The sequence below is a fragment of the Bradyrhizobium diazoefficiens genome (assembly GCF_016616885.1).
GTDB lineage: Bacteria > Pseudomonadota > Alphaproteobacteria > Rhizobiales > Xanthobacteraceae > Bradyrhizobium > Bradyrhizobium diazoefficiens_F.
The window spans coordinates 7,217,064-7,238,557 of record NZ_CP067102.1 but is presented as its reverse complement, the minus strand read 5'-3'; the positions used below and the strand labels follow the sequence as shown (position 1 = coordinate 7,238,557).

Here is a 21,494-nt window from a genome sequence, read left to right as displayed (position 1 = left end):
ATTTATTGAAGCCAAGTTGGCCGCAATGGCTTTATAACACCTCAGCAAATCAGGGATGCGGGGCCCGTCGGGGCACCCGGAGGTTGTCGTGGGAATTCCTGGTTGTTGGGGGACGATATGAGCCGCAAATATTTCGGGACGGACGGGATCCGGGGCCGCGCCAACGGACTGATCACGCCGGAGCTCGCGCTCAAGGTCGGCCAGGCCGCGGGCCTTGCGTTTCAGCGCGGTGACCATCGCCACCGGGTCGTGATCGGCAAGGACACCCGCCTGTCCGGCTACATGATCGAATACGCGATGGTCGCGGGCTTCACCTCTGTAGGCATGGACGTGCTGCTGGTCGGCCCGATGCCGACGCCCGCGGTGGCGATGCTCACCAAATCGATGCGCGCCGATCTCGGCGTGATGATCTCGGCCTCGCACAATCTGTTCGAGGACAATGGCATCAAGCTGTTCGGGCCGCAGGGCTTCAAGCTCTCCGACGACGTCGAGAAGCAGATCGAGCAGATGCTCGACGAGCCCATCGAGAAGAGGCTCGCACAAAGTGCGAGCCTGGGCCGCGCCCGCCGTATCGACGGCGTGCATGACCGCTACATCGAATTCGCCAAGCGCACGCTGCCGCGCGATCTCTCGCTCGACGGCCTCCGCGTCGTGATCGACTGCGCCCATGGCGCCGCCTACAAGGTGGTGCCGGAAGCGCTGTGGGAATTGGGCGCCGACGTGGTGCCGATCGGTGTCGAGCCTGACGGCTTCAACATCAACAAGGATTGCGGTTCGACTTCGCCGGAAGCGCTGTCGCGGAAGGTGCGCGAGATGCGCGCCGACATCGGCATCGCGCTCGACGGCGACGCGGACCGCGTCATCCTGGTCGACGAGCGCGGCCATGTCGTCGATGGCGACCAGCTGCTGGCGGTGATCGCACAGAGCTGGAAGGATGACGGACGGCTGTCGCGTCCGGGCATCGTTGCGACCGTGATGTCCAATCTCGGCCTCGAGCGCTTCCTGAAAGGGCAGGGGCTCGATCTCGTGCGCACGCCGGTCGGCGATCGTTACGTGCTCGAGCAGATGCTCAACGGCGGCTACAATCTCGGCGGCGAGCAGTCCGGCCACATCATCCTGTCCGACTACGCCACCACCGGCGACGGCTTCGTCGCCGCGCTGCAAGTACTGGCCGTGGTGCAGAAGCTGCGCCGGCCGGTGTCGGAAGTCTGCCATCGCTTCGATCCGCTGCCCCAGATCCTCAAGAATGTCCGCCACAAGGGCGGCAAGCCGCTCGACAATTCCGAGGTGAAGTCCGCGATCTCCGACGGCGAGAAGCGGCTCAACGGCCACGGCCGCCTCCTGATCCGCTCCTCCGGCACCGAGCCGGTGATCCGGGTGATGGGCGAGGGCGAGGACCGCGTCCTGATCGAGGACGTCGTCGACACCATCGTCTCCGCGCTGGGACACGCCGCGGCGGCTTGAGCTTTTCCTTCTCCCCCTGTGGGTGTTCAGACCGGGGACATGGTGGACGGGTGTTCGGAGACATCGTGGACAGTTTCGACAGCGAATCAAGGAGGCTGTCGGATGCCGTTCCGCGAGGTGTCTCGGATGGACGCGAGATTGGAGTTTGTGATGTTGGCCTCGGCAGAGGGAGCCAACGTTCGGCAATTGTGCCGTCGGTTCGGGATCAGTCCGACGACGGGCTACAAGTGGTTGGAGCGTTGGCGGACAAGCGGGACGACGGGGCTTCAGGAGCAGTCGCGGCGGCCGCAGCATTCGCCGCTGCGCAGCGTTGCGGCGACAGAGGATGCGGTGCTTTCGGTCCGCACGGAGCATCCGGCCTGGGGCGGCCGCAAGATTGCCAGGCGGCTGAAGGATCTCGGCCACGATGAAGTTCCGGCGCCCTCCACGGTGACGGCCATCCTGAAGCGGCATGGTATCGAGCTCGGCACATTCGGCGGTGGTCAGGCCCCCTTCACCCGCTTCGAGCGCGGGCGGCCGAACGAGTTGTGGCAGATGGACTTCAAGGGCCATGTGGCCATGCACGCCGGCCGGCTTCATCCGCTGACCGTGCTCGACGATCACTCGCGCTTTTCCGTGGTGCTTGCGGCTTGCGCCAACGAGCAGACCGAAACGGTCCAGCAGCAACTCATCACCGCATTCCGCCGCTACGGCCTGCCCGAGAGGCTGATTACCGACAACGGTTCGCCCTGGGGCGATGGCCCGGGCAGCCCGTTCACCCCGCTCGGCGTCTGGCTGATCGAGCTTGGCATCAGGATCAGCCATTCGCGGCCCTATCATCCGCAGACCATGGGCAAGGACGAACGCTTCCACCGCAGCCTCAAGGCCGAAGTGCTGTCCGCTCCGCCCTTCGCCGATCTCGCCGCCGCCGCGCGCGCCTTCGAGCACTGGCGCAACGTCTACAACACGCAGCGACCACACGAGGCTATCGAGCTGGCCGTCCCGGCCAGCCGCTATCAGCCGAGCCAGCGCGCCTATGTCGAGACCATCGCGCCCTTCGAATACGCCCCGGGCGACATCGTGCGCCGCGTCCAGCAGGGTGGTCACGTCAGCTTCCTCGGCCGTGCCATCAAAGTCCCCAAGGCCTTCCGCGGAAAGGCGATCGCCTTCCGGCCAACCACACAGGACGGCCTCTTCGACGTCGTCTTCCGAACCCAGACAATTGCAACCGTCGATATTCGGCCTCTCGACGGCAGGCTCGAAAGTGTCCACGATGTCTCCGAACACCCGTCCACCATGTCCCCGGTCTGAACACTCGCCGCTGCGCCATAGCCGATGCAAAGCATCGGCGTTCCTTAGAACGGCGGCCGAAGGCCGCCTATGCCACCCTCTCCCACAGGGCCCACAGGGGGAGAGGGGAAGTTGCGCATCCCAGCCATCGACGATTGGCGGTGGTTCGGCCGCAGCTAGCATCGTAGTTAGGCGATGCGGCGTTCGCCGCGCCTGCCGGGATGCTGCATTGAACAAGCCTGTCGTGGTCTCAGAGGAAACACTGACCGAGCCCGTCGTCGTCAGCGACGTCGCGCCCAAGTCTGGCGTCAAGACAGCCGCGGGGCCGGCCTATGTCGTGCTCGCCGGCATCAGCTTCTCGCACTTCCTCAACGACACCATGCAGTCGCTGATCGCCTCGGTGTATCCGATCCTGAAGGACACCTACGCGCTCGATTTTGCGCAGATCGGCATGATCACGCTGGCCTTCCAGTTCACGGCCTCGCTGCTCCAGCCGGTGGTTGGCCATTACACTGACAAGAAGGCGCAGCCTTACTCGCTGTCGATCGGCATGGCCTCGACCTTCTTCGGCCTGCTGCTGCTCAGCGCCGCGCACCAATATCTCGTCATCCTGATCGCCGCCGCGCTTGTCGGTCTCGGCTCGGCGGTGTTTCACCCCGAATCCGCACGCATCGCGCGGCTTGCCTCCGGCGGCCGCTACGGTTTTGCGCAATCGGTGTTTCAGCTCGGCGGCAGTTTCGGCACCTCGATGGGGCCGGTGCTCGCCGCCCTGATCGTCGTGCCGTTCGGGCAGGGCAGCATCGCCTGGTTCTCCTCGATCGCGTTCCTGGCGATCGTCATCCTCTGGCGCATTGGCCGCTGGTACGAGCCGCAGATCAAGGCGAAGAAGGCGGCGCCGGTTCAGGCTCATCCCGATGCGCCGAGCTCGCGCCGCGTCACCGTCGCGCTCCTCGTGCTGGTGGCGTTGTTGTTCTCGAAGCAGCTCTACGTTTCGAGCCTGTCGAGCTACTACATCTTCTACCTGATCGACCGTTTCGGCGTGTCGACGCAGGCCGCTCAAATCTATCTCTTCATCTTCCTGGCGGCGAACGCGGTCGGCGCTTTCTTCGGCGGGCCGTTAGGAGATCGCTTCGGCTGCAAGATCGTGATCTGGATTTCGATTCTGGGCGCGCTGCCGTTCACGCTGGCGCTGCCCTATGCCGGGCTCTATGCGAGTGCGGTGCTGTCAGTCATCATCGGCCTCATCATCTCCTCGACGACGTCGTCGATCATCGTGTTCGCGCAGGAGCTGGTGCCGCATCGCTTCGGCATGATCTCCGGCGTGTTCTTCGGCGTCGCCTTCGGCATCGGCGGCCTGGGCGCCGCCGTGCTCGGCAAGCTCGCCGATCACACCTCGATCGAGTTCGTCTATCAGGTCTGCGCCTATCTGCCGGCGATCGGCCTGCTTGCGGTGTTCCTGCCAAAACTGCCGCAGCACGCGCGTTAACAAATCTTCCTTCGCTGCATTGCGGCTTCACACATCGTTAGCAATTGCGGCGTGCAGCTGCCGCATATTTGCAACGCTTGCGTCGCATCCGCGTGTGCAGTGAGAAAAAATCAACCTTAAAAATTAGGGTTAAGCGGCGCTTAAGCATTTGGTGCCATCGTCCGCCTGTGAGTTTCCAGAACGTGAGGCGCCCGTATTGAGCCTCACCGGCCATAAGGACGAAGCCAATGCGTAGCGTTAAGTCTCTCCTTGCCGCGGGTGCGGCGTCACTGATCTCGTCGATGGCGTTCGCCGCCGATATGCCGATCGCGGCTCCGCCTCCCATGTACGCGCCGCCGGCCCCGCCTGCGGACTTCGGCGGCTGGTATCTCCGCGGCGACGTCGGCATGACCAACCAGCGCGCCAAGAGCATCGAGGGCACCGTAGCGCCTGGGTTTACGAAGACGACGGAGGGACTCGGCTTCGACTCGTCCCCGTTGTTCGACCTCGGTGTCGGCTATCGCTTCAACAACTGGTTTCGTGCGGACGTGATCGGCCAGTACCGGGGCAAGGCTAACCTGCATGGTGCGGACAACGTCATTGGGCCCGACTTCGTCGGCTCCAACAATTACAGCGGCAGCAAGTCCGAGTGGGTCGTCATGGCGAATGCCTATGTCGACCTCGGCACGTGGTGGTGCATCACCCCGTTCGTCGGCGCCGGTGTCGGCGGCTCCTACAACAAGATCAGCGGCTTCCGCGACGACGGCATATCTTACACTGTGGGAAATACTCCGCCCCTCGCCAACAGCGTCGCCTACTTCGCCGACAACGGAAAGTGGAACTTCGCCTGGGCCGCTCACGCTGGTCTCGCCTACAAGGTCAACCCAGGCTTCACGGTCGAACTGGCCTACAGCTACATGAATCTCGGCGACGCCGCGCCCGGCAACTTCCGCCTGTTCGACAACAGTGCCTCCGGCCCGACCTCGATCAAGCTCAAGGACCTCACCTCGCACGACATCAAGCTCGGCGTGCGCTGGGATCTCAGCAGCCCGCCGGCCTACATGCCGCCGCCGCTCGTCACCAAGGGCTGATCACCAGCCTCATCGGTTAAAGTCTCTTAACGGCGCGGGATCATCCCGCGCCGTTTTGCTTTGCGTATTTTTCATTGCTCGACGGCGACGAAAGCCTCCGGCGCAACCATTGGTTAAGGTTAACGAGCCATGATCACGAATGAAAGTTCGAGTTCGATGGAGCGTTGCAATGCGTAGGCTTTGGTTGGTGGCGGCGATGTTGGGGACGGTGTCTGCCGCGCACGCGGCCGACATGCCGGATCTGCCGATCCTGCGCGGCAGCTTCACCGACGGTCTGAGCAAGTCCAATGTCAACTGGCAAGGCTTCTATGTTGGCGGTCAGGCCGGCTACGGATCCTCGGACGAAAGCTTCAGTGGCACAAACACCAACAAGCTTGCCGCTTTGCTCGACCATAACGTCGTCGAGCAGATGCAAGTCTCTCAATGGAATCTCGGGCTTGGCAAGCAATCGAGCCGCGCCAGCGGCTATGGCGCCTTCTTCGGATATAATGAGCAGTGGGAAGATGTCGTCTATGGTCTTGAAGTGAGCTATCTGCACGGCACTTATGGCGGCTCATCCAACGCATTCAAGGAGCTTGTCAGCGGAACTACGCTTACCGACGGCGCCTTTCATGATGTTGCGGTAACGTCATCAGCCGCGATGGCGATCTCGGATCTGGCGACATTCCGTGGACGCGCGGCTTATGCCTGGGGTTGTTTCCTGCCCTACATGTTCGGCGGGCTCGCGCTTGGTAAGGCCGACATTTCGCGTTCGGTCTTGGTCACCGATGCGGTCAGCACCAACGGAGTTTCCTGGACACCGCTTCAGCCGCTGAGCTCGACGGACGTCCAGCACAATCACCTGATCTACGGCTACACCGCCGGTGTCGGGATTGACGTCAACCTGGTCGGCGGCCTGTTCATGCGCGCCGAGTACGAGTACATCCGCTTCAGCTCAGCGGTCGACACCAGCATCAACACCGTGCGCGCGGGTCTCGGCTACAAGTTCTGACCGCCGTCTATGTCGACTGTTGACAGCATCGCGTCGTCCTGATGCTCTGTCGCCCGACATGGGGCGGCAGTGATGCAGATTTACGGCGACAGCAATTCCGGCAATTGTCTGAAGGTGAAGTGGGTCTGCGACAAGCTCGCATTGCCCTATCGCTGGATCGAGATCGACACGCGCAAGGGCGAGACGCGCACGCCGCAATTTCTGAAGATGAACGGCGCCGGCCAGGTGCCGACCATAGCCTTCGACGACGGCCGCACGCTGGCGCAGTCCAACGCCATCATCCGCTATCTCGCCCGCGACAGCGCGCTCGTTCCGCGCGACGCCTTTGCTGCCGCCAAGATGGACGAATGGCTGTTCTGGGAGCAGTACAGCCACGAGCCCTATATCGCAGTGTGCCGCTTCCAGCTGGTCTATCTCGGCAAGGATGTCTCCGAGCTCGATCCTGACAGGGTCAAGCGCGGCTATGCGGCGCTCGACCGCATGGAAGCGCATCTCACCGCGAGCTGCTTCTTCGCGGGCGATGAGGTTTCGCTCGCCGACGTCTCGCTGCTCGCCTATACGCGCCTCGCGCATGAGGGCGGATTTGATCTTGGCCGCTATGCCGCCGTCCGCCGCTGGATCACAGAGGCCGAAGCCTATCTCGGTCTACCGCCGGCGCGCTGAGTTCCTCGCGCGGAGTCCCTCGCGCAGAGTCCCGGAGTTTCCAGTATGAACGATAAGTCCGTCTCCATCCGCCCTGCGCGCCGCGAGGACGTCCCCGCGATCGTGGCGATGCTCGCCGACGATCATCTCGGCCGCGCCCGCGAGCGCGTCGAGGATCCGCTTCCGGCCATCTATTACCAGGCGTTCGAGCGGGTCGAGCGCGATTCCAATCTCACGCTCGTGGTTGCCGAAAGCGAGGGCAGGGTGGTCGGGTGCCTGCAACTCGCGGTGCTCGCAGGCATCAGCTCGCAAGGCGGCATTCGCGGCCTGCTTGAAGATGTGCGCGTTGCTTCCGATTGTCGCAGCCGCGGCATCGGTGAGCAATTGGTGCAATGGGCGATCGCGGAAGCCAAAGCGCGCGGGTGCAATCTGGTCGAATTGCTGACGCATTCGAGCCGCGTCGATGCGCAGCGCTTCTACAAGCATCTCGGATTTGTGTTGAGTCACGCTGGCATGACTGTGCGTTTTTGATGCAGGTGATGGCGAGCGTTGCGCAAGCTACATAATCGGATCGCGCGTTCGTTCATCTTAACAGCTGATAAACTACCCCTCGGTCGTTCACGTTGATCGAGGAACGAATGGTGCTAGCGCTGCGTCTGAAACCGGGCTCGGTCGGTTCGGGGATTTCGATGAAAAGCTATTCCATGATCAAGGTCGGCAACGACTACGTTGTGCAGGCCAACGACAAATGCATTTTGAAAGTCGGCAGCCGCCGCAAAGCTGCGCAATTGATCAGCGAGGCCACGGACTTGCTGAACGCGCTCGCCGTGGTCGAAGCGCCGGACATTGCGCCGGAGGCGCCATCACTCGCGCGTGAGGCCCCTGAACTTCCTTGACGACTCTTCCCGTTTCCCGTATCAGCCGCGGCGGGACACCTCCCCCCAACGGGAGGCTTACTATCTGGAAGGGTAGATTATGATTGTAGCGAAGCCCGCTTCGCGGCCGACCGTGCCGCATTTCTCCTCCGGCCCCTGCGCCAAGCGCCCCGGCTGGAACGCCCAAAATCTCAAGGACGCAGCGCTCGGCCGTTCGCATCGCGCGAAGGTCGGCAAGACCAAGCTCAAGCTCGCGATCGATCTGACGCGCGAAGTGCTTGAAGTGCCGGCCGATTATCGCATCGGCATCGTGCCGGCGTCCGATACCGGCGCGGTCGAGATGGCGCTGTGGTCGTTGCTCGGGGCAAAGCCCGTCACCACGCTCGCCTGGGAATCCTTCGGCGAGGGCTGGGTCAGCGATATCGTCAAGGAATTGAAGCTCAAGGACGTCACCAAGCTGAACGCGGCTTACGGTGAAATTCCCGACCTTTCGAAGGTCGATCCCAAGAGCGACGTCGTCTTCACCTGGAACGGCACCACCTCCGGCGTGCGCGTGCCAAACGCCGACTGGATCAGCGCGACCCGCGAAGGTCTGACGATTTGCGACGCGACGTCGGCCGCCTTCGCGCAAGCTCTCGACTGGGCCAAGCTCGATGTCGTCACCTTCTCCTGGCAGAAGGCGCTCGGCGGCGAGGCCGCGCACGGCATGCTGATCCTGTCGCCGCGTGCGGTGGAACGGCTCGAGACCTACAAGCCGGCCTGGCCGCTGCCGAAGATCTTCCGCATGACCAAGGGCGGCAAGATCAACGAAGGCATCTTCGTCGGCGAGACCATCAACACGCCGTCGATGCTCTGCGTCGAGGATTATCTCGACGCGCTGACCTGGGCCAAGTCGATCGGCGGGCTCAAGGCGCTGATTGCGCGTGCCGACGCCAACACCAAGGTGCTGGCCGACTGGAAGGCGAAGACGCCCTGGATCGACTTCCTGGCCAAGGACGCTTCGATCCGCTCCAACACCTCGGTGTGCCTGAAGTTCACCGATCCCGCGATCACCTCGCTCTCGGAGGACGCGCAAGCCGAGTTCTCCAAGAAGCTGGTCGCGCTGGTCGAGAAGGAAGGCGCAGGCTACGACTTCGCGTACTACCGCGATGCGCCGGCAGGCCTGCGCATCTGGTGCGGCGCCACCGTCGAGGCCAAGGACGTCGAGCTGCTGACGCAGTGGATCGACTGGGCTTTTGCCGAGACCAAGGCGCAACTCGCCAAGGCGGCCTAAGTCTTTGACCCTCCCCTGGAGGGGGAGGGTCGACGCACCGTCAGGTGCGTCGGGGTGGGGTGATCTCTCCACACGGCGCATCGGCAATTTTCATTGTTGCGGCTTCACCCCACCCCGGGCGCTTCGCGCCGACCCTCCCCCTCCAGGGGAGGGTGTGAAGGAAGACACATCCCCATGACCAAACCCAAAGTTCTCATTTCCGACGCACTCTCGCCCGCTGCCGTGCAGATCTTCAAAGACCGCGGCGTCGAGGTCGACTTCCAGCCCAACCTCGGCAAGGACAAGGACAAGCTTGCCGAGATCATCGGCAATTACGACGGCCTCGCGATCCGCTCCGCGACGAAGGCGACCGCCAAGATCCTGGAGAAGGCCACCAACCTCAAGGTGATCGGCCGCGCCGGCATCGGCGTCGACAATGTCGAGATTCCGGCGGCGACGGCCAAGGGCATCATCGTGATGAACACGCCGTTCGGCAATTCGATCACGACCGCCGAGCACGCCATCACCCTGATGCTGGCGCTGGCCCGCGAGATCCCGCAGGCCGACGCTTCGACCCAGGCCGGCAAGTGGGAGAAGAACCGCTTCATGGGCGTCGAGATCACCGGCAAGGTGCTCGGCGTGGTCGGCTGCGGCAATATCGGCTCGATCGTCGCCGATCGTGCACTCGGGCTGCGCATGAAGGTCGTCGCGTTCGATCCGTTCCTGTCGCCGGAGCGCGCCAAGGACATCGGCGTCGAGAAGGTCGATCTCGATGACCTGCTCAAGCGTGCCGACTTCATCACGCTGCACACCCCACTCACCGAGAAGACGAAGAACATCATCGACGCGGCCGCGATCGCCAAGATGAAGAAGGGCGTGCGCCTGATCAACTGCGCCCGCGGCGGTCTCGTCGACGAGCAGGCGGTGGTCGATGCGCTCAATTCCAAGCACATTGCCGGCGCCGCCTTCGACGTGTTCGTCGAGGAGCCCGCGAGTACGAACGTGCTGTTCGGCCATCCCAACGTGATCTGCACGCCGCATCTCGGCGCCTCCACCACGGAAGCGCAGGAGAACGTCGCGCTGCAGGTCGCCGAGCAGATGTCGGACTATCTGCTCACTGGCGCGATCTCGAACGCGGTGAACTTCCCCTCGATCACCGCGGAAGAAGCGCCGAAGCTGAAGCCGTTCATCGCGCTCGCCGAGAAGCTCGGCTCGTTCGCCGGCCAGCTCACCGAAAGCGGCATCCTCAAGGTCGAGATCACCTATGAGGGCCACGTCGCCGAGATGAAGATCAAGGCGATCACCTCGGCGGTACTGTCGGGCCTGCTGCGGCCGATGCTGGGCGAGGTCAACGTGGTATCCGCGCCCGTCGTCGCCAAGGAGCGCGGCATGGTGGTGGACGAGATCGTCCGCGCCGCCCAGAGCGACTATGAGAGCCTGATCACCGTGACGGTCGCGACCGAACGCCAGGAGCGCTCGGTCTCCGGCACCGTCTACCACGATGGCAAGCCGCGCCTCGTCGACATCAAGGGCATCCGCGTTGACGCCGAGTTCGGCAAGTCGATGATCTACGTCACCAACGAGGACAAGCCGGGCTTCATCGGCCATTTCGCTGGCCTTTTGGGCGACGCCAAGATCAACATCGCGACCTTCCATCTCGGCCGCGTCGAGCAGGGCGGCGACGCCATCGCGCTCGTCGAGGTCGACGGCGCGGTGCCGGCGGACGTGCTCGCCAAGGTCCAGGCGCTGCCGCAGGTCAAGCAGGTCAAGGCGCTGACGTTCTGATCCTTCACCTCTCCCGTAGGGAGAGGTCGGATCGCATCGCAAGATGCGATCCGGGTGAGGGGTTAGGCTCTCACTGCGCCTCCCTCATCGCGCCTGTCTCCGACATATTCCGACGCACGGAACAACGCCGCCTTCTCGCGAGGGCGGCGTTTTTATTTTCCCGACGGCCCGGACTTGTGTACCAATGGCGTCAGGACAATTCGTTCAGAGAACGCTCCGTTCAAAACGTTCGATAAGGGAGAAAACAATGCGTGAAGCCGTCATCGTTTCCTACGCGCGCACGGGCCTCGCGAAATCCGGCCGCGGCGGGTTCAACATCACGCCGCCGATGTCCCTCGCGGCCCACGCCATCCACCACGCGGTCGATCGCGCCGGCGTCGACAAGGATTATGTCGAGGACTGCTATCTCGGCAATTGCGCCCATGGCGCGCCGAATATCGGCCGCCAGGCCGCGCTGCTCGCCGGCATGCCGACGTCGACCGGCGGCGTCTCGGTGAACCGCTTCTGCTCCTCGGGGCTGCAGACCATCGCGATGGCCGCCAACTCGATCCGCTCCGACGGCGCCGACTGCATCGTCGCGGGCGGCGTCGAGAGCATCTCGATGCCGGGCGGCGGCACGCCGAAGGAGTCGATCGATCCGGAGCTGCTCAAGACCGCGCCTGACATCTTCATGGCGATGATCGACACCGCCGACATCGTCGCCGAGCGCTACAAGCTCAGCCGCGAATACCAGGACGAGTATTCGCTGGAATCGCAGCGCCGCATGGCCGCCGCGCAGCAGGCGGGCAAGTTCAAGGACGAAATCGTCCCGATGAAGACCAAGATGAAAGTGGTCGACAAGGCGACCAAGGCCGAGAGCATCGTCGACTACGTCGTCGATCGCGACGAATGCAATCGCCCTGAAACCACGCTGGAAGGATTGGCCAAACTCGAGCCGGTGAAGGGCCCGGGCAAGTTCGTCACCGCCGGCAATGCCAGCCAGCTCTCCGACGGCGCCGCTGCCGTGGTGCTAATGGAAGCCAAGGACGCCGAGAAGCGCGGTCTCAAGCCGCTCGGCCGTTTCGTCGCCTGGGCCGCCGCAGGCTGCGAGCCGGACGAGATGGGCATCGGCCCGATCTTCGCCGTGCCAAAACTGTTGAAGCGTCACGGCCTGAAGATCGACGACATCGATCTGTGGGAGCTCAACGAGGCCTTCGCCAGCCAGTGCCTCTACTCGCGCGACAAGCTCGGCATCGATCCCGAGAAGTACAACGTCAACGGCGGCTCGATCGCGATCGGCCATCCCTTCGGCATGACCGGCGCCCGTCTCACCGGCCATTTGCTGCAGGAAGGCGCCCGCCGCAAGGCCAAGTGGGGAGTCGTCACCATGTGCATCGGCGGCGGCCAGGGCGGCGCCGGCCTGTTCGAGATCTACAGCTGATCTGAACGCCCGACATGTGAAAGGCACGGCGCTTGCGGCGCGCCGTGCCTTTTTCGTTGCGCATCCATCGCGACAGAATTATATAGCGCGTGTCGGAAAAGGCAGATTTGGTCTGGTAAGCCCAAATCCTTTCGGTAACGAAAGCTCTGGTCTTTGGCCTTGTGCACGAGATCCCCGCGACGAACATCGGGCGCCACGCAGGCGCTCAATCGTTCGTCCGTGTGATTCTCGCATTTCAGGGAACGCTCCGGTCGAACATCGACCACAGGAGCGTCTCATGCAAACTCAATCCCTCAATCTTTACGACGTCGTCATCGCCGGTGCCGGCCCCGTCGGCCTGTTTCTCGCGTGCGAGCTGCGGCTCGCCGGCGTCTCGGTGCTGATGCTGGAGCAAGCACACGACCCGCATTCGGCCTTGAAGCAGCTGCCGTTCGGCCTGCGTGGCCTGTCGGTTCCGACAACCGAGGCCTTTCACCGGCGTGGTCTGCTTGACGAGATCGTCGCCGCGCAGCGCGCGAAGTCAGGCGCGATCAAGAGTGCTGCGCACTGGATGCAGCAGGCCCGGCGGCCTGCCGGTCATTTCGCCGGCATCCAGTTCTATCAGGACGATGTCGATGCCGCGAAATGGTCATGGCGCCTGCCGACGCCGGCTGATGCCAGCGTCGCGGTCGATATGGAAACGCTCGAAACCGTGCTCGCCGGGCGCGCAAGCAGCCTCGGCGTCGAGATCCGGCGTGGTTTCGCTGTCAACGCCATTGCCGTTTCAGAAGACGACGTAACCGTGCAGCCGGCCGGCGAAACATTTCGCGGACGCTGGCTTGTCGGCTGCGACGGCGGCCGCAGCACGGTGCGCAAGGCTTGTGGGTTCGACTTCGTCGGCACCGATCCCGAATTCACCGGCTACTCCATCGAGGTCGAGCTTGCCGATCCGGAGAAACTAAACCCAGGCCGCAACTACACGCCCACCGGCATGTACACCTATGCGCAGCCCGGCACGATCGCGCTGGTCGATTTCGATGCTGGCGCGTTCCATCGCACCGCGCCGATCGCGATCGAACACGTGCAGGGCGTCTTGCGCCGCGTCTCCTGCACCGACGTCACCATCAGCGAACTTCGCCTTGCCGCCACCTGGACCGATCGCGCCCGTCAGGCCGCGACCTATCGCAAGGGGCGCGTGCTGCTCGCGGGCGACGCCGCGCACATCCATTCGCCGCTGGGCGGCCAGGGCCTCAATCTCGGTCTCGGCGATGCCATGAATCTCGGCTGGAAGCTGGCCGCGACAATCCAGGGCCACGCACCGGCGGAACTGCTCGACACCTATTCCCACGAGCGGCATCCCGTCGGCGCGCAGATCCTCGACTGGTCGCGCGCGCAGGTCGCGATCATGCGGCCGACGCCGAGCACCCGCGCGCTCCAGGCCATCATGCGCGATCTCATCGAGACCCGCGACGGCGCGACCTATTTCGCCTGTTACGTGCGCGGCGTTTCGCTGCGCTACGATCTTGGCGGCCGCCATCCGCTGGCCGGCCGCAGCTGTCCCGATTTCAAATTGGCCGATCACACGACGGTCGGAGAACGCTTAAGCCAGGCGAAAGGCATCCTGCTGGACTTCGACGCGCGTGCGCCGCTTTGCCCGTTTGCAGGCCGCTGGGCTGATCGGATCGACTATGTCGCGAGTGAGCCCGCGGATCGGCTCGGCCTGAGCGCCGTGTTGCTGCGCCCCGATGGCTTCGTCGCGTGGGCGAGCGACGGGCACGCCCGATGAAGAAGAGGCAGCTCAAGCCGCAGCGCGTTGGTTCGGCGAGCCTGCGGAGGCGCGCTGAGCGCCGCCCTACGCCCTTGCCACCACCGGCGCGAACGTCACCTCGATCAGCGTGCCGGAATGGCCTGCGCTCTTGATGTTGAACTGGGCGCGGTTGGCTTCGACCAGCGCCTTGGTCAGCGACAGGCTCAGCGCGGAATTGTCCGCGGCATCGCCAGGCGGCGGCGTGCGGAACGGCTCCATCGCGGCGGCGAGTTCCTTTTCGCTCAGGCCATGGCCGGTGTCGCGGATGCGCAGCGCGATCTCGCCGTGATCGTTCAGCGCGGTCGAGACGATGACCTGGCCGCCGGCGCTGGCGAGCCGGATCGAGTTCGAGATCAAATTCATGGTGACCTGGCGCAGCGCGCGTGCATCCGCCGTCACCTGCGGCAGCGCGTGCGCGAGCGAGGTGCGGATGATGATGCGCTCGCGATTGGCCTGCGGCTGCATCACGGTGACGCAGGCTTCAACGAGGTCGTTGAGGTTGAGGTTGGCGAAATTGAGATCGAGCTTGCCGGTCTCGATCCGCGACAGCTCCAGCAAATCGTCGATGATGGTGATGACGCGCTCGCCGGAGGCGCGGATGTCCTTCATGTATTCGCCGTAGCGTTCGTTGCCGAGCGAACCAAAGCGCTCGGAGATCATCACCTCGGCAAAGCCGATGATGGCGTTGAGCGGCGTGCGGATCTCGTGGCTGATCCGCGCCAGCATGTCGGCCTTGGCATTGGCGGCGCCGTCGACGAGGCGTCGTGCCTGCGTCAGCTCGCTCTCGCCCTTCTTGCTGTGCGAGAGGTCGCGGAACACGGCGAAGAAGTTCGGGCCGTCGGGCCGCGTGCGACCCATGATCATGGCGAGCGGAAGCACGCCGCCCTTCTTCTCGCGGCCCAGCACCTCGCGGCCGTGGTCGAGCAGGCTCGCGATGTCCTGGCTCTTCAGGCTTTCGAGATAGTCGATGACGATCTGCTGGCTCTCCGGCACGAACAGCGTCACCAGATTTTGCTGCATCAGCGCCTCGCCGTCATAGCCGAACAGCGCTTCCGCGCTGCGGTTGCAGGCGTGGATGTTGCCTTCGGCGTCGAACATCACGATGCCCTCGGCCGTGGTGTCGAGGATCGCGGCGAGATCTTCCGCGTCGGTATCGCCGGCCTCGAGCTCCGCCTCCGGCAGATCGGGGATCACCACCACCGGCTCCGCCATCAAAGGCGCGGCGACGACAGGCGCGGCTGGCGGCAGCGCGCAGATCAGCGCATGCGCGCTCGCGCCGTCCCAGTCGATCGTGTGCAGATGCGCTTCCGTCGTCACCAGCGGCTGCTCGCCATTGGCGATCGCTGCGCTGATCGTCACCGGCGTGCCGGCCTGCGACGTGCTGCTGGCGGCGGAGACGCCGGGCTCGACATAGAGCGCATCGAGCCCGCCGGCATCTTCCAGCGCGCCGAGGCTGGCATAGCCCATGCGCGTGAGGAAGGCGGGATTGGCGTAGAGCAGGCGATCGAGCCGGTAGATCAGCATGCCCGTCGGCACCAGATCGAGCAGGGCGCGGTCGCGCGTGCTGTGGCCTTGCGCGGGCGGCGCGGGCTTGCTCAGCCATTCGGCTGCCGCCGGCGGCGCCCCAGGCTCTGATATCCGCGTCGGTGCATCCTGCGTGATCTCTTCTACCGGCGGCTCGGCCGCGGCGGATGCGATCGTCTCGCGCTCGCGTTCGAGCCGCTCGGACAATTGCCGCGCGAGCTCGTTGAATGCGCTGTTCTCGACCGGCGTCAGTGTCGGCGATCTCGGATCACTGGGTGATCTCTGATCACCGGGTGCGCGGAACGGCACGACATTCGGAGGCGTTTCCACTGGCGTTTCCGGATCGGTTGGGTGTGAATTCGCGTCGGTGATTGGTGAGGGCGGTTCAGGCTCAGTTGCAGTCGGCGGTTCAATTTCAGGCGGCGGCTCGACCACCGGCGGAGGCGGCGCCTCTGCCTCGACCTTGGCCTCCGGCTCCGCCACATCGGCCGAAAGCCGCTGCGCTAGGCGCGGCTCGGCGAACAGCTCGTAACGGCGCAGCGTATCGAGCCGGTTGAGGCCGTCGAGATCGCGGCAGACGCCAAAACCCTTGAAGCCTGCAAAATTGCGCTCGCGGTCGTAGACCGGCAGGCCTGCGAGCTCGACCGGCAGATGCTCGCCGCCGTCGGCCGGCCAGTTCACGGTGATGCCGGCCCAGGTGTCGTGGCTCGCCAGCGCCTGCGCGACGCGCCCGTCCGGATCGAGCGCAAACTCGTCGGCGATCTCGCGCCAGGGCCGGCCGAAGCCGGCCGTCGTGTGCGGGCCGATCAGGCGGATGAACTCGTCTGAGCCGAGCACAAAGCGCCCCTCCGCATCCATCTGCCACAGGAAACGCAGCGGATGCTGGCGCGGTGTGTCAGCATGTGCGGACCGCGTCTCCGCGTGTCCAGGCGGCTCGACCATGTGGCTTGTGATCGGCGCGGGTTGCGGCGGCACGATGGCTACGGACGGGTTTTCAACCGGTGTTTCCAGCTCCGCAAAGGCGTCGAACAGGTCGATTCCGGCGGCGGGTTCGTTCGCTGGCGGCGTCTCGACGGCCTGCGGCACCGGCTCGACCGGCGCCGGTGGAGCAGGGGCCGGCGCTGCTTCGGGCTCCGCGACTGGCACGGCAACCGGCGTGCTTTCAGCGGCAGGCGCAGCCTGCGCGACCGCAGGCTCGATCAGCGCGACCAGGCCGACATCGGCACCGGTGCCGACCCGTTGCAGCACCATCTTGCCGAAACCGATCGGCAGCTCGACGCGCCCTGTCGCGAGCGCATCGCTGCGCGCCTGCTCGAGGCCGGCCTCGCCGAGATTGCGAAAGCCGCGCAGGGGGCGGGCCGCCTCGCTCGCGCCGATGAACAGGCCGTCGGGCGCGAACGCCGCCATCGGCACCGTCGCGCCGTCGACCAGGCGAAGCAACCGCTCGACCAGCGGCATGGTGCGCGCGCCCGCATCCATCGCGGTGACGAGCACGGCTTCGCGGCCATCGGCAAAGGAGAGCCGCGCGCAGGCGCAGGTCATCAGCGTGCCGAGCGCGGCGCCAAAACCGCGCAGCCGCTCGAGCCTGACCGCGCCGCTGGCCGGCAGCTGGCGGGCGAGCCGGGTGACCTGGCGGCGATGGCCGTCGGCGGGTCCGAATGTCTTTTGCGCGAGGAGTTCCGCATTGGCCGCGCCGAAGAATTTGGCGCCGACCGCATTGGCCCACAGCACGCGGCTGCCGTCGAGGGACCAGAGCCACGCCGGCAGCGGCGAGGTCGCATGCACGGACAGCCTGGGATCGCCGACGCCTCGCAACTGGAAATCCGAACTCGTCATCCGACCGGCTTTAAATCCCGCTGTCACGCTTCACGGTGGAGCTGCCGGGGAATGGCAGCCTTAAGAAAGGGTTAGTATCGCCCGTGGCCGCGGGCAGGTCCACGGCCCGACCTTAACGGGCGCGTCCTAAAGCCGCGATAACCTTAATGTGGCCGAACCCGCAAGCAGCATGGTCGTTGCATCCGCAGGATTCGCGCGAGGGCCGGCGTCATACCGGCAATACCGTCGCCGTCTATCCTCAGGTCGGGCAGGGCGGAACGGCCGAAACGGCCGGCACAACCAGCAAGACATGACAGGCAAGGAAAGAGGAGTCGCCAATGACTGACCAGGCACATTTCGAGCTTCCGCCGGAGATGCGCAACATGGCGGAATCGAGCTTCAGGCAGGCCCGCGAGGCCTTCGAAAAGCTTCTCGCCAACGCTCAGGCCGCCGCCGGCTCGCTGGAGGAACACAGCGCGGCCATGCGCACCAGCGCCAGGGATCTCAGCACCAGGGCGCTGTCCTTTGCCGAGGCCAACGTGCAGGCCTCGCTCAGCTACGCCCAGTCGCTGGTGCACGCCAAGGACGTCTCCGAGGTGATGCGGCTGCACGGCGAGTACGTCCAGGCGCAGATGAAGGCCCTGGCCGATCAGGCCGGCGAAATGGGCCAGATCGTCCACCGCGCCGCGATGGACGCGACCAAGCAGAAGCATTAGCCCCCGCCGGCGTGGCACCAGAGGTGCCCATCCTCCCCTGGAGGGAGGATCGGTTCGCATGAAATGCGAACCGAGATGGGGTGACGGTTTCTCCGCCTTGCACAGTGCCCGCGTGGAGAGATCACCCCACCCCGCTCGCGCTGCGCGCCATCGACCCTCCCCCTCCAGGGGAGGGTAAGAAATCAGCGCATTTTGTTGGAGTTTCCAGCACCCGACTACCCTCAACCCCCGGTTCCCCACTCCGGGAACCTCACCCTTACCGAGATTAAATTTCGCAACGCATCCCCGGATCGCGTTGCGCTGCACAATGTTGACATGTTAGGCAGGAATACTCCTGGGCGCTGGACGAGCCATCTCGTTTGTTTTGCGTTTCCAGTCTTTCGTACCCGCCATTCGTAACAAGAAATGGCCCCGGTTGGCCGGCGGGCGCGCCAGAAGGCTCACTCCATTTTACTTTTATCGTGAGGGACAACCATGACAGGTGCGACTGATCCGTTTTCTGCCTCGATCATTCCGTTCGAGGTCCCCGAGCAGGTGCGCGCGTTCGCCGAAAAGGGCGTTTCGCAGGCCCGCGAGAACTACGCCAAGTTCAAGGACGCCGCCGAAACCCACAACGGCACCGTCGAGGCCGTGTTCGCTTCGGCCAACAAGGGCGCGAGCGAGTACACCGCCAAGCTGATGGAGTTCATGAAGGCCAACACCACGGCCCATCTGGACTTTGCCCAGGAGCTGCTCGGCACCAAGTCGCCGACCGATGCCTTGCAGCTCTGGACCGGCCACGCCAAGACCCAGCTCGAGACCTTCCAGGCCCAGGCCAAGGAGCTGGTCGAGATCGCCCAGCGGGCCGCAGCTGCGACCGCCGAGCCGATCAAGGCCTCTGCCGCGAAGCTCTACCCGCCCGCCGCCTGAGCGGATTGGATGGTTTGAGTTAAGAAACCCGGGCCCCATGGCCCGGGTTTTTCTTGGAAATTACGTTGCTTAAGACGGCGATTTCAGGGTTTTGCGGCCTTGCCAAAAACGGCCGTTGCACCTAGTTTCCGCCCCGTCCAGCCTCCTCGGTGACCGGCCCTCTCAGGGCGCCCAGAGGTGCGGCTCGCAAGGATGCAGTTGTAGCTCAGTTGGTTAGAGCGCCTGTCTGTGGAACAGGAGGTCGGTGGTTCGAGCCCACCCAACTGTACCAACGAAATCAATAACTTCTTCCAGTCTTCGCGCGAAGGCCAACGGCCACTAGCTACCACGGCGACGGAAACGCGGTCTGGTTCTAAAAGCGTCCACGCAGTGCGCAATGCGCTATCGGTAGCGAGCCGAGACTTTCATGGAAAAGCAAGGCAGGCGAAAAGATCGTGAGCTTCTTCGAGCGTCTAAAGACAGAAGCATCCGCTGAGTGGCGGGCCTACACCGAGCATCCCTTCACGAACGGATTGGCGGACGGCTCGCTCCCCGAAGCGGCGTTTCGCCACTACCTCGTTCAGGATTATCTGTTCCTCATCGAGTTTGCTCGCGCCTACGCGCTCTCGGTCTACAAGTCGCCCAAACTTGCCGACATGCGTGAAGCAGCCGCCGGCCTTTCGGCCATCCTTGATGTCGAGATGAACCTGCATGTGAAGCTCTGTGCCGGTTGGGGTCTGTCCCCGAGCGACCTGGAACAAACACCTCCAGCGGTCGAAATGCTGGCCTATACACGCTACGTGCTCGACGCAGGAATGCGCGGCGATCTGCTGGCGCTCAAGGTGGCGCTTGCCCCCTGCGTGATCGGGTACGCCGAGATCGCAACGCGGCTCGCCTCGCGACCCGGTGCGGACGCTGCGACGAACCCCTATCGCGTTTGGATCGCCGAGTACGCCGGCGTGCCATATCAGGAGGTCGCGGCAAAAGCGCGGGCGCACCTGGAGCATCTCGCCGACCTCTACGCCACGCCGGCCCGCGAGGCAGAGCTGATTGCGACCTTCAAGGAAGCCACCCGGCTCGAGGCAGACTTCTGGGAGATGGGCTGGCGCGCGGGCCGGCGTGTTGAATAACCCTTTCGGCAATCGTCAGGCTCATAACGTGAAGGTCATAGGTTCAAATCCCATCCCCAAACAGCCCTACAGACCATCCCAGGTCATGGGAGCGCTATACGTCGGCCTCGTTCGAATGAAATATCCGGCGATAGTGGGATCGGACATCGCTTTCACACTCACAAGCCCGCTGGCCGATCATGTCGAGGTCAAGAAGACGGATGCGCCCTCGAGAATAGGTGATCATTCCCGCCTTTTGAAGTTCGCCGGCCACCTCCGTAACGCTCGTGCGCCTTACGCCCATCATTTGCGCAAGAAAATCCTGCGTAAGAAGAAGATCCGCTCCAGCCAGATCATGCATACGCAGAAGCCATTTGCATGTTCGCGCCTGAACCGTGTGGAGAGCGTTACAAGCTGCCGTTTGTTGCACTTGAGCCAAAAAGAATTGATCGTATTTCACGAGCAACCCGCGAAAGGCTGGGATCGCATCGGCGGCTTCTCGCAACAAATCAGATGAGATGACTGATACGTCCCCAGACACCTGCATCACGACGTGGTTGAGTGAAACCTTGTCATCAAGCGCCTGCGACGCGCCAAACACGCCGTCGTTTCCGATCATGCCGGTTTCGATAGCTCCCCCGCCGATGGTCTCTACAACACAGGAAATGATGCCGGTGTGAGGAAAATACACTTTCTCTATGCGTGCATGACTTTCGGCGAGCACATCGCCCTGCGCCAGGGGCACAACAACCAGAGCGGACGAGATGCGGTCGAGAACGTCCGGGCCAAGCCGATTGAGAAGGAAGTTTTTGCGATGTGGCACTGGGTGCGCTCCTCTGCCATGCAGGCGGGAGCAAAATCACTCTCAGCTATCGGCGCCCATTGACGTAGCCGATAATGGGGAAATTTTAGGCCCGCTGGCCGGCATAGCAAGGATTAAGTGAGCCGAATATTCCGGGCGGCAGCCGCCCGCGGAGCTCTATCGTTCTGTCGAGAACCGGATGCTGCATCACCGCGCAATCTCGGCATCTATCGGTGACTGAGATTTCTGCAGGCTCCCGCCCAGTTCTGCGACATGGCTGTTTCCTGCAATCTGTCGGCTACCGTACCGACAGTCCATCCTAACGAACGTTAACTCTCTGCATCCGCACTTCACCTGCCATGAGAGGAGCGCGTCATGCCGAGGCGCCGTTTCAAACAGACGACTTCGCTGGATCATCGCCTGGAAGAACAGGCAAAGCGCCTCAGGCGCGAAGCGTGTGGCATTCCGCCTGGTATCGAGCGCGATCGCCTAATTCGAAGGGCAAGGCAAGTCGAGGTCGCCGCGCACATGAGTGAGTGGCTTTCGTCGCCCGGGCTGCGGCAGCCGAAATGACGAACGTACGAACCAGCAAAGCTCCCC

Annotated in this window: 16 protein-coding genes, 1 tRNA gene and 1 pseudogene; 16 read left to right on the top strand and 2 right to left on the bottom strand. The window is 63.9% G+C overall.

Going from position 1 to position 21,494, the window contains the following annotated elements; translation table 11 throughout:
• Window positions 1-117: 117 nt before the first annotated feature.
• The 12 genes and pseudogenes from glmM to JJC00_RS33595 all read left to right on the top strand — a co-directional run bounded on the left by glmM (window position 118) and on the right by JJC00_RS33595 (window position 14,077).
• Entirely contained in the window at window positions 118-1,464 is a 1,347-nt protein-coding gene (glmM, locus tag JJC00_RS33650; protein ID WP_200470051.1) for a phosphoglucosamine mutase, read from the top strand.
• A gap of 102 nt (window positions 1,465-1,566) precedes the next feature.
• Window positions 1,567-2,754, top strand: a complete 1,188-nt coding sequence (locus tag JJC00_RS33645) for an IS481 family transposase (protein WP_200469293.1) — start codon at window positions 1,567-1,569, stop codon at window positions 2,752-2,754.
• Window positions 2,755-2,962: 208 nt separating this feature from the next.
• Window positions 2,963-4,219 (top strand): MFS transporter, encoded by a 1,257-nt coding sequence (locus JJC00_RS33640; protein ID WP_200470050.1) that lies wholly within the window; start codon window positions 2,963-2,965, stop codon window positions 4,217-4,219.
• Between the two features lie 227 nt (window positions 4,220-4,446).
• On the top strand, window positions 4,447-5,289 hold the full coding sequence (locus JJC00_RS33635) for an outer membrane protein (RefSeq protein WP_200470049.1): 843 nt from the start codon (window positions 4,447-4,449) through the stop codon (window positions 5,287-5,289).
• A gap of 169 nt (window positions 5,290-5,458) precedes the next feature.
• Entirely contained in the window at window positions 5,459-6,280 is an 822-nt protein-coding gene (locus tag JJC00_RS33630; RefSeq protein WP_200470048.1) for an outer membrane protein, read from the top strand.
• A gap of 72 nt (window positions 6,281-6,352) precedes the next feature.
• Window positions 6,353-6,943, top strand: coding sequence for a glutathione S-transferase family protein (locus JJC00_RS33625; RefSeq protein ID WP_200470047.1), 591 nt, complete (start codon window positions 6,353-6,355; stop codon window positions 6,941-6,943).
• 45 nt (window positions 6,944-6,988) lie between these two features.
• On the top strand, window positions 6,989-7,453 hold the full coding sequence (locus JJC00_RS33620; RefSeq protein WP_200470046.1) for a GNAT family N-acetyltransferase: 465 nt from the start codon (window positions 6,989-6,991) through the stop codon (window positions 7,451-7,453).
• Window positions 7,454-7,626: 173 nt separating this feature from the next.
• Window positions 7,627-7,818 (top strand): hypothetical protein, encoded by a 192-nt coding sequence (locus JJC00_RS33615; RefSeq protein ID WP_246774018.1) that lies wholly within the window; start codon window positions 7,627-7,629, stop codon window positions 7,816-7,818.
• A gap of 79 nt (window positions 7,819-7,897) precedes the next feature.
• Window positions 7,898-9,070: a phosphoserine transaminase gene (locus tag JJC00_RS33610; RefSeq protein WP_200470044.1), complete on the top strand. Its 1,173-nt coding sequence runs from the start codon at window positions 7,898-7,900 to the stop codon at window positions 9,068-9,070.
• A gap of 174 nt (window positions 9,071-9,244) precedes the next feature.
• Window positions 9,245-10,834: a phosphoglycerate dehydrogenase gene (gene serA / locus JJC00_RS33605; RefSeq protein ID WP_200470043.1), complete on the top strand. Its 1,590-nt coding sequence runs from the start codon at window positions 9,245-9,247 to the stop codon at window positions 10,832-10,834.
• Between the two features lie 247 nt (window positions 10,835-11,081).
• Window positions 11,082-12,254, top strand: a complete 1,173-nt coding sequence (locus JJC00_RS33600) for a thiolase family protein (RefSeq protein ID WP_027534284.1) — start codon at window positions 11,082-11,084, stop codon at window positions 12,252-12,254.
• 277 nt (window positions 12,255-12,531) lie between these two features.
• A pseudogene (locus tag JJC00_RS33595) lies at window positions 12,532-14,077 on the top strand (FAD-dependent oxidoreductase).
• Window positions 14,078-14,085: 8 nt separating this feature from the next.
• Here JJC00_RS33595 and JJC00_RS33590 read toward each other — a convergent pair.
• A complete protein-coding gene (locus tag JJC00_RS33590) occupies window positions 14,086-17,400 on the bottom strand; it encodes a PAS domain-containing sensor histidine kinase (protein WP_200470042.1) in 3,315 nt (1,104 codons plus the stop codon).
• A gap of 317 nt (window positions 17,401-17,717) precedes the next feature.
• Between JJC00_RS33590 and JJC00_RS33585 the strand changes: the two genes are divergently transcribed.
• The 4 genes from JJC00_RS33585 (at window position 17,718) to tenA (ending at window position 20,113) form a co-directional block, all read left to right on the top strand.
• Window positions 17,718-18,095: a phasin family protein gene (locus JJC00_RS33585; RefSeq protein ID WP_200470041.1), complete on the top strand. Its 378-nt coding sequence runs from the start codon at window positions 17,718-17,720 to the stop codon at window positions 18,093-18,095.
• A gap of 474 nt (window positions 18,096-18,569) precedes the next feature.
• Window positions 18,570-19,004, top strand: coding sequence for a phasin (locus JJC00_RS33580; protein WP_200470040.1), 435 nt, complete (start codon window positions 18,570-18,572; stop codon window positions 19,002-19,004).
• 194 nt (window positions 19,005-19,198) lie between these two features.
• Window positions 19,199-19,275, top strand: a tRNA-His gene (locus tag JJC00_RS33575).
• A gap of 163 nt (window positions 19,276-19,438) precedes the next feature.
• Entirely contained in the window at window positions 19,439-20,113 is a 675-nt protein-coding gene (tenA, locus tag JJC00_RS33570) for a thiaminase II (RefSeq protein ID WP_200470039.1), read from the top strand.
• A 94-nt stretch (window positions 20,114-20,207) separates the two neighbouring features.
• On the opposite strand, the gene JJC00_RS33565 is transcribed toward tenA, so the two are convergent.
• Window positions 20,208-20,915, bottom strand: a complete 708-nt coding sequence (locus JJC00_RS33565) for a Crp/Fnr family transcriptional regulator (protein WP_200470038.1) — start codon at window positions 20,913-20,915, stop codon at window positions 20,208-20,210.
• Window positions 20,916-21,494 lie beyond the last annotated feature (579 nt).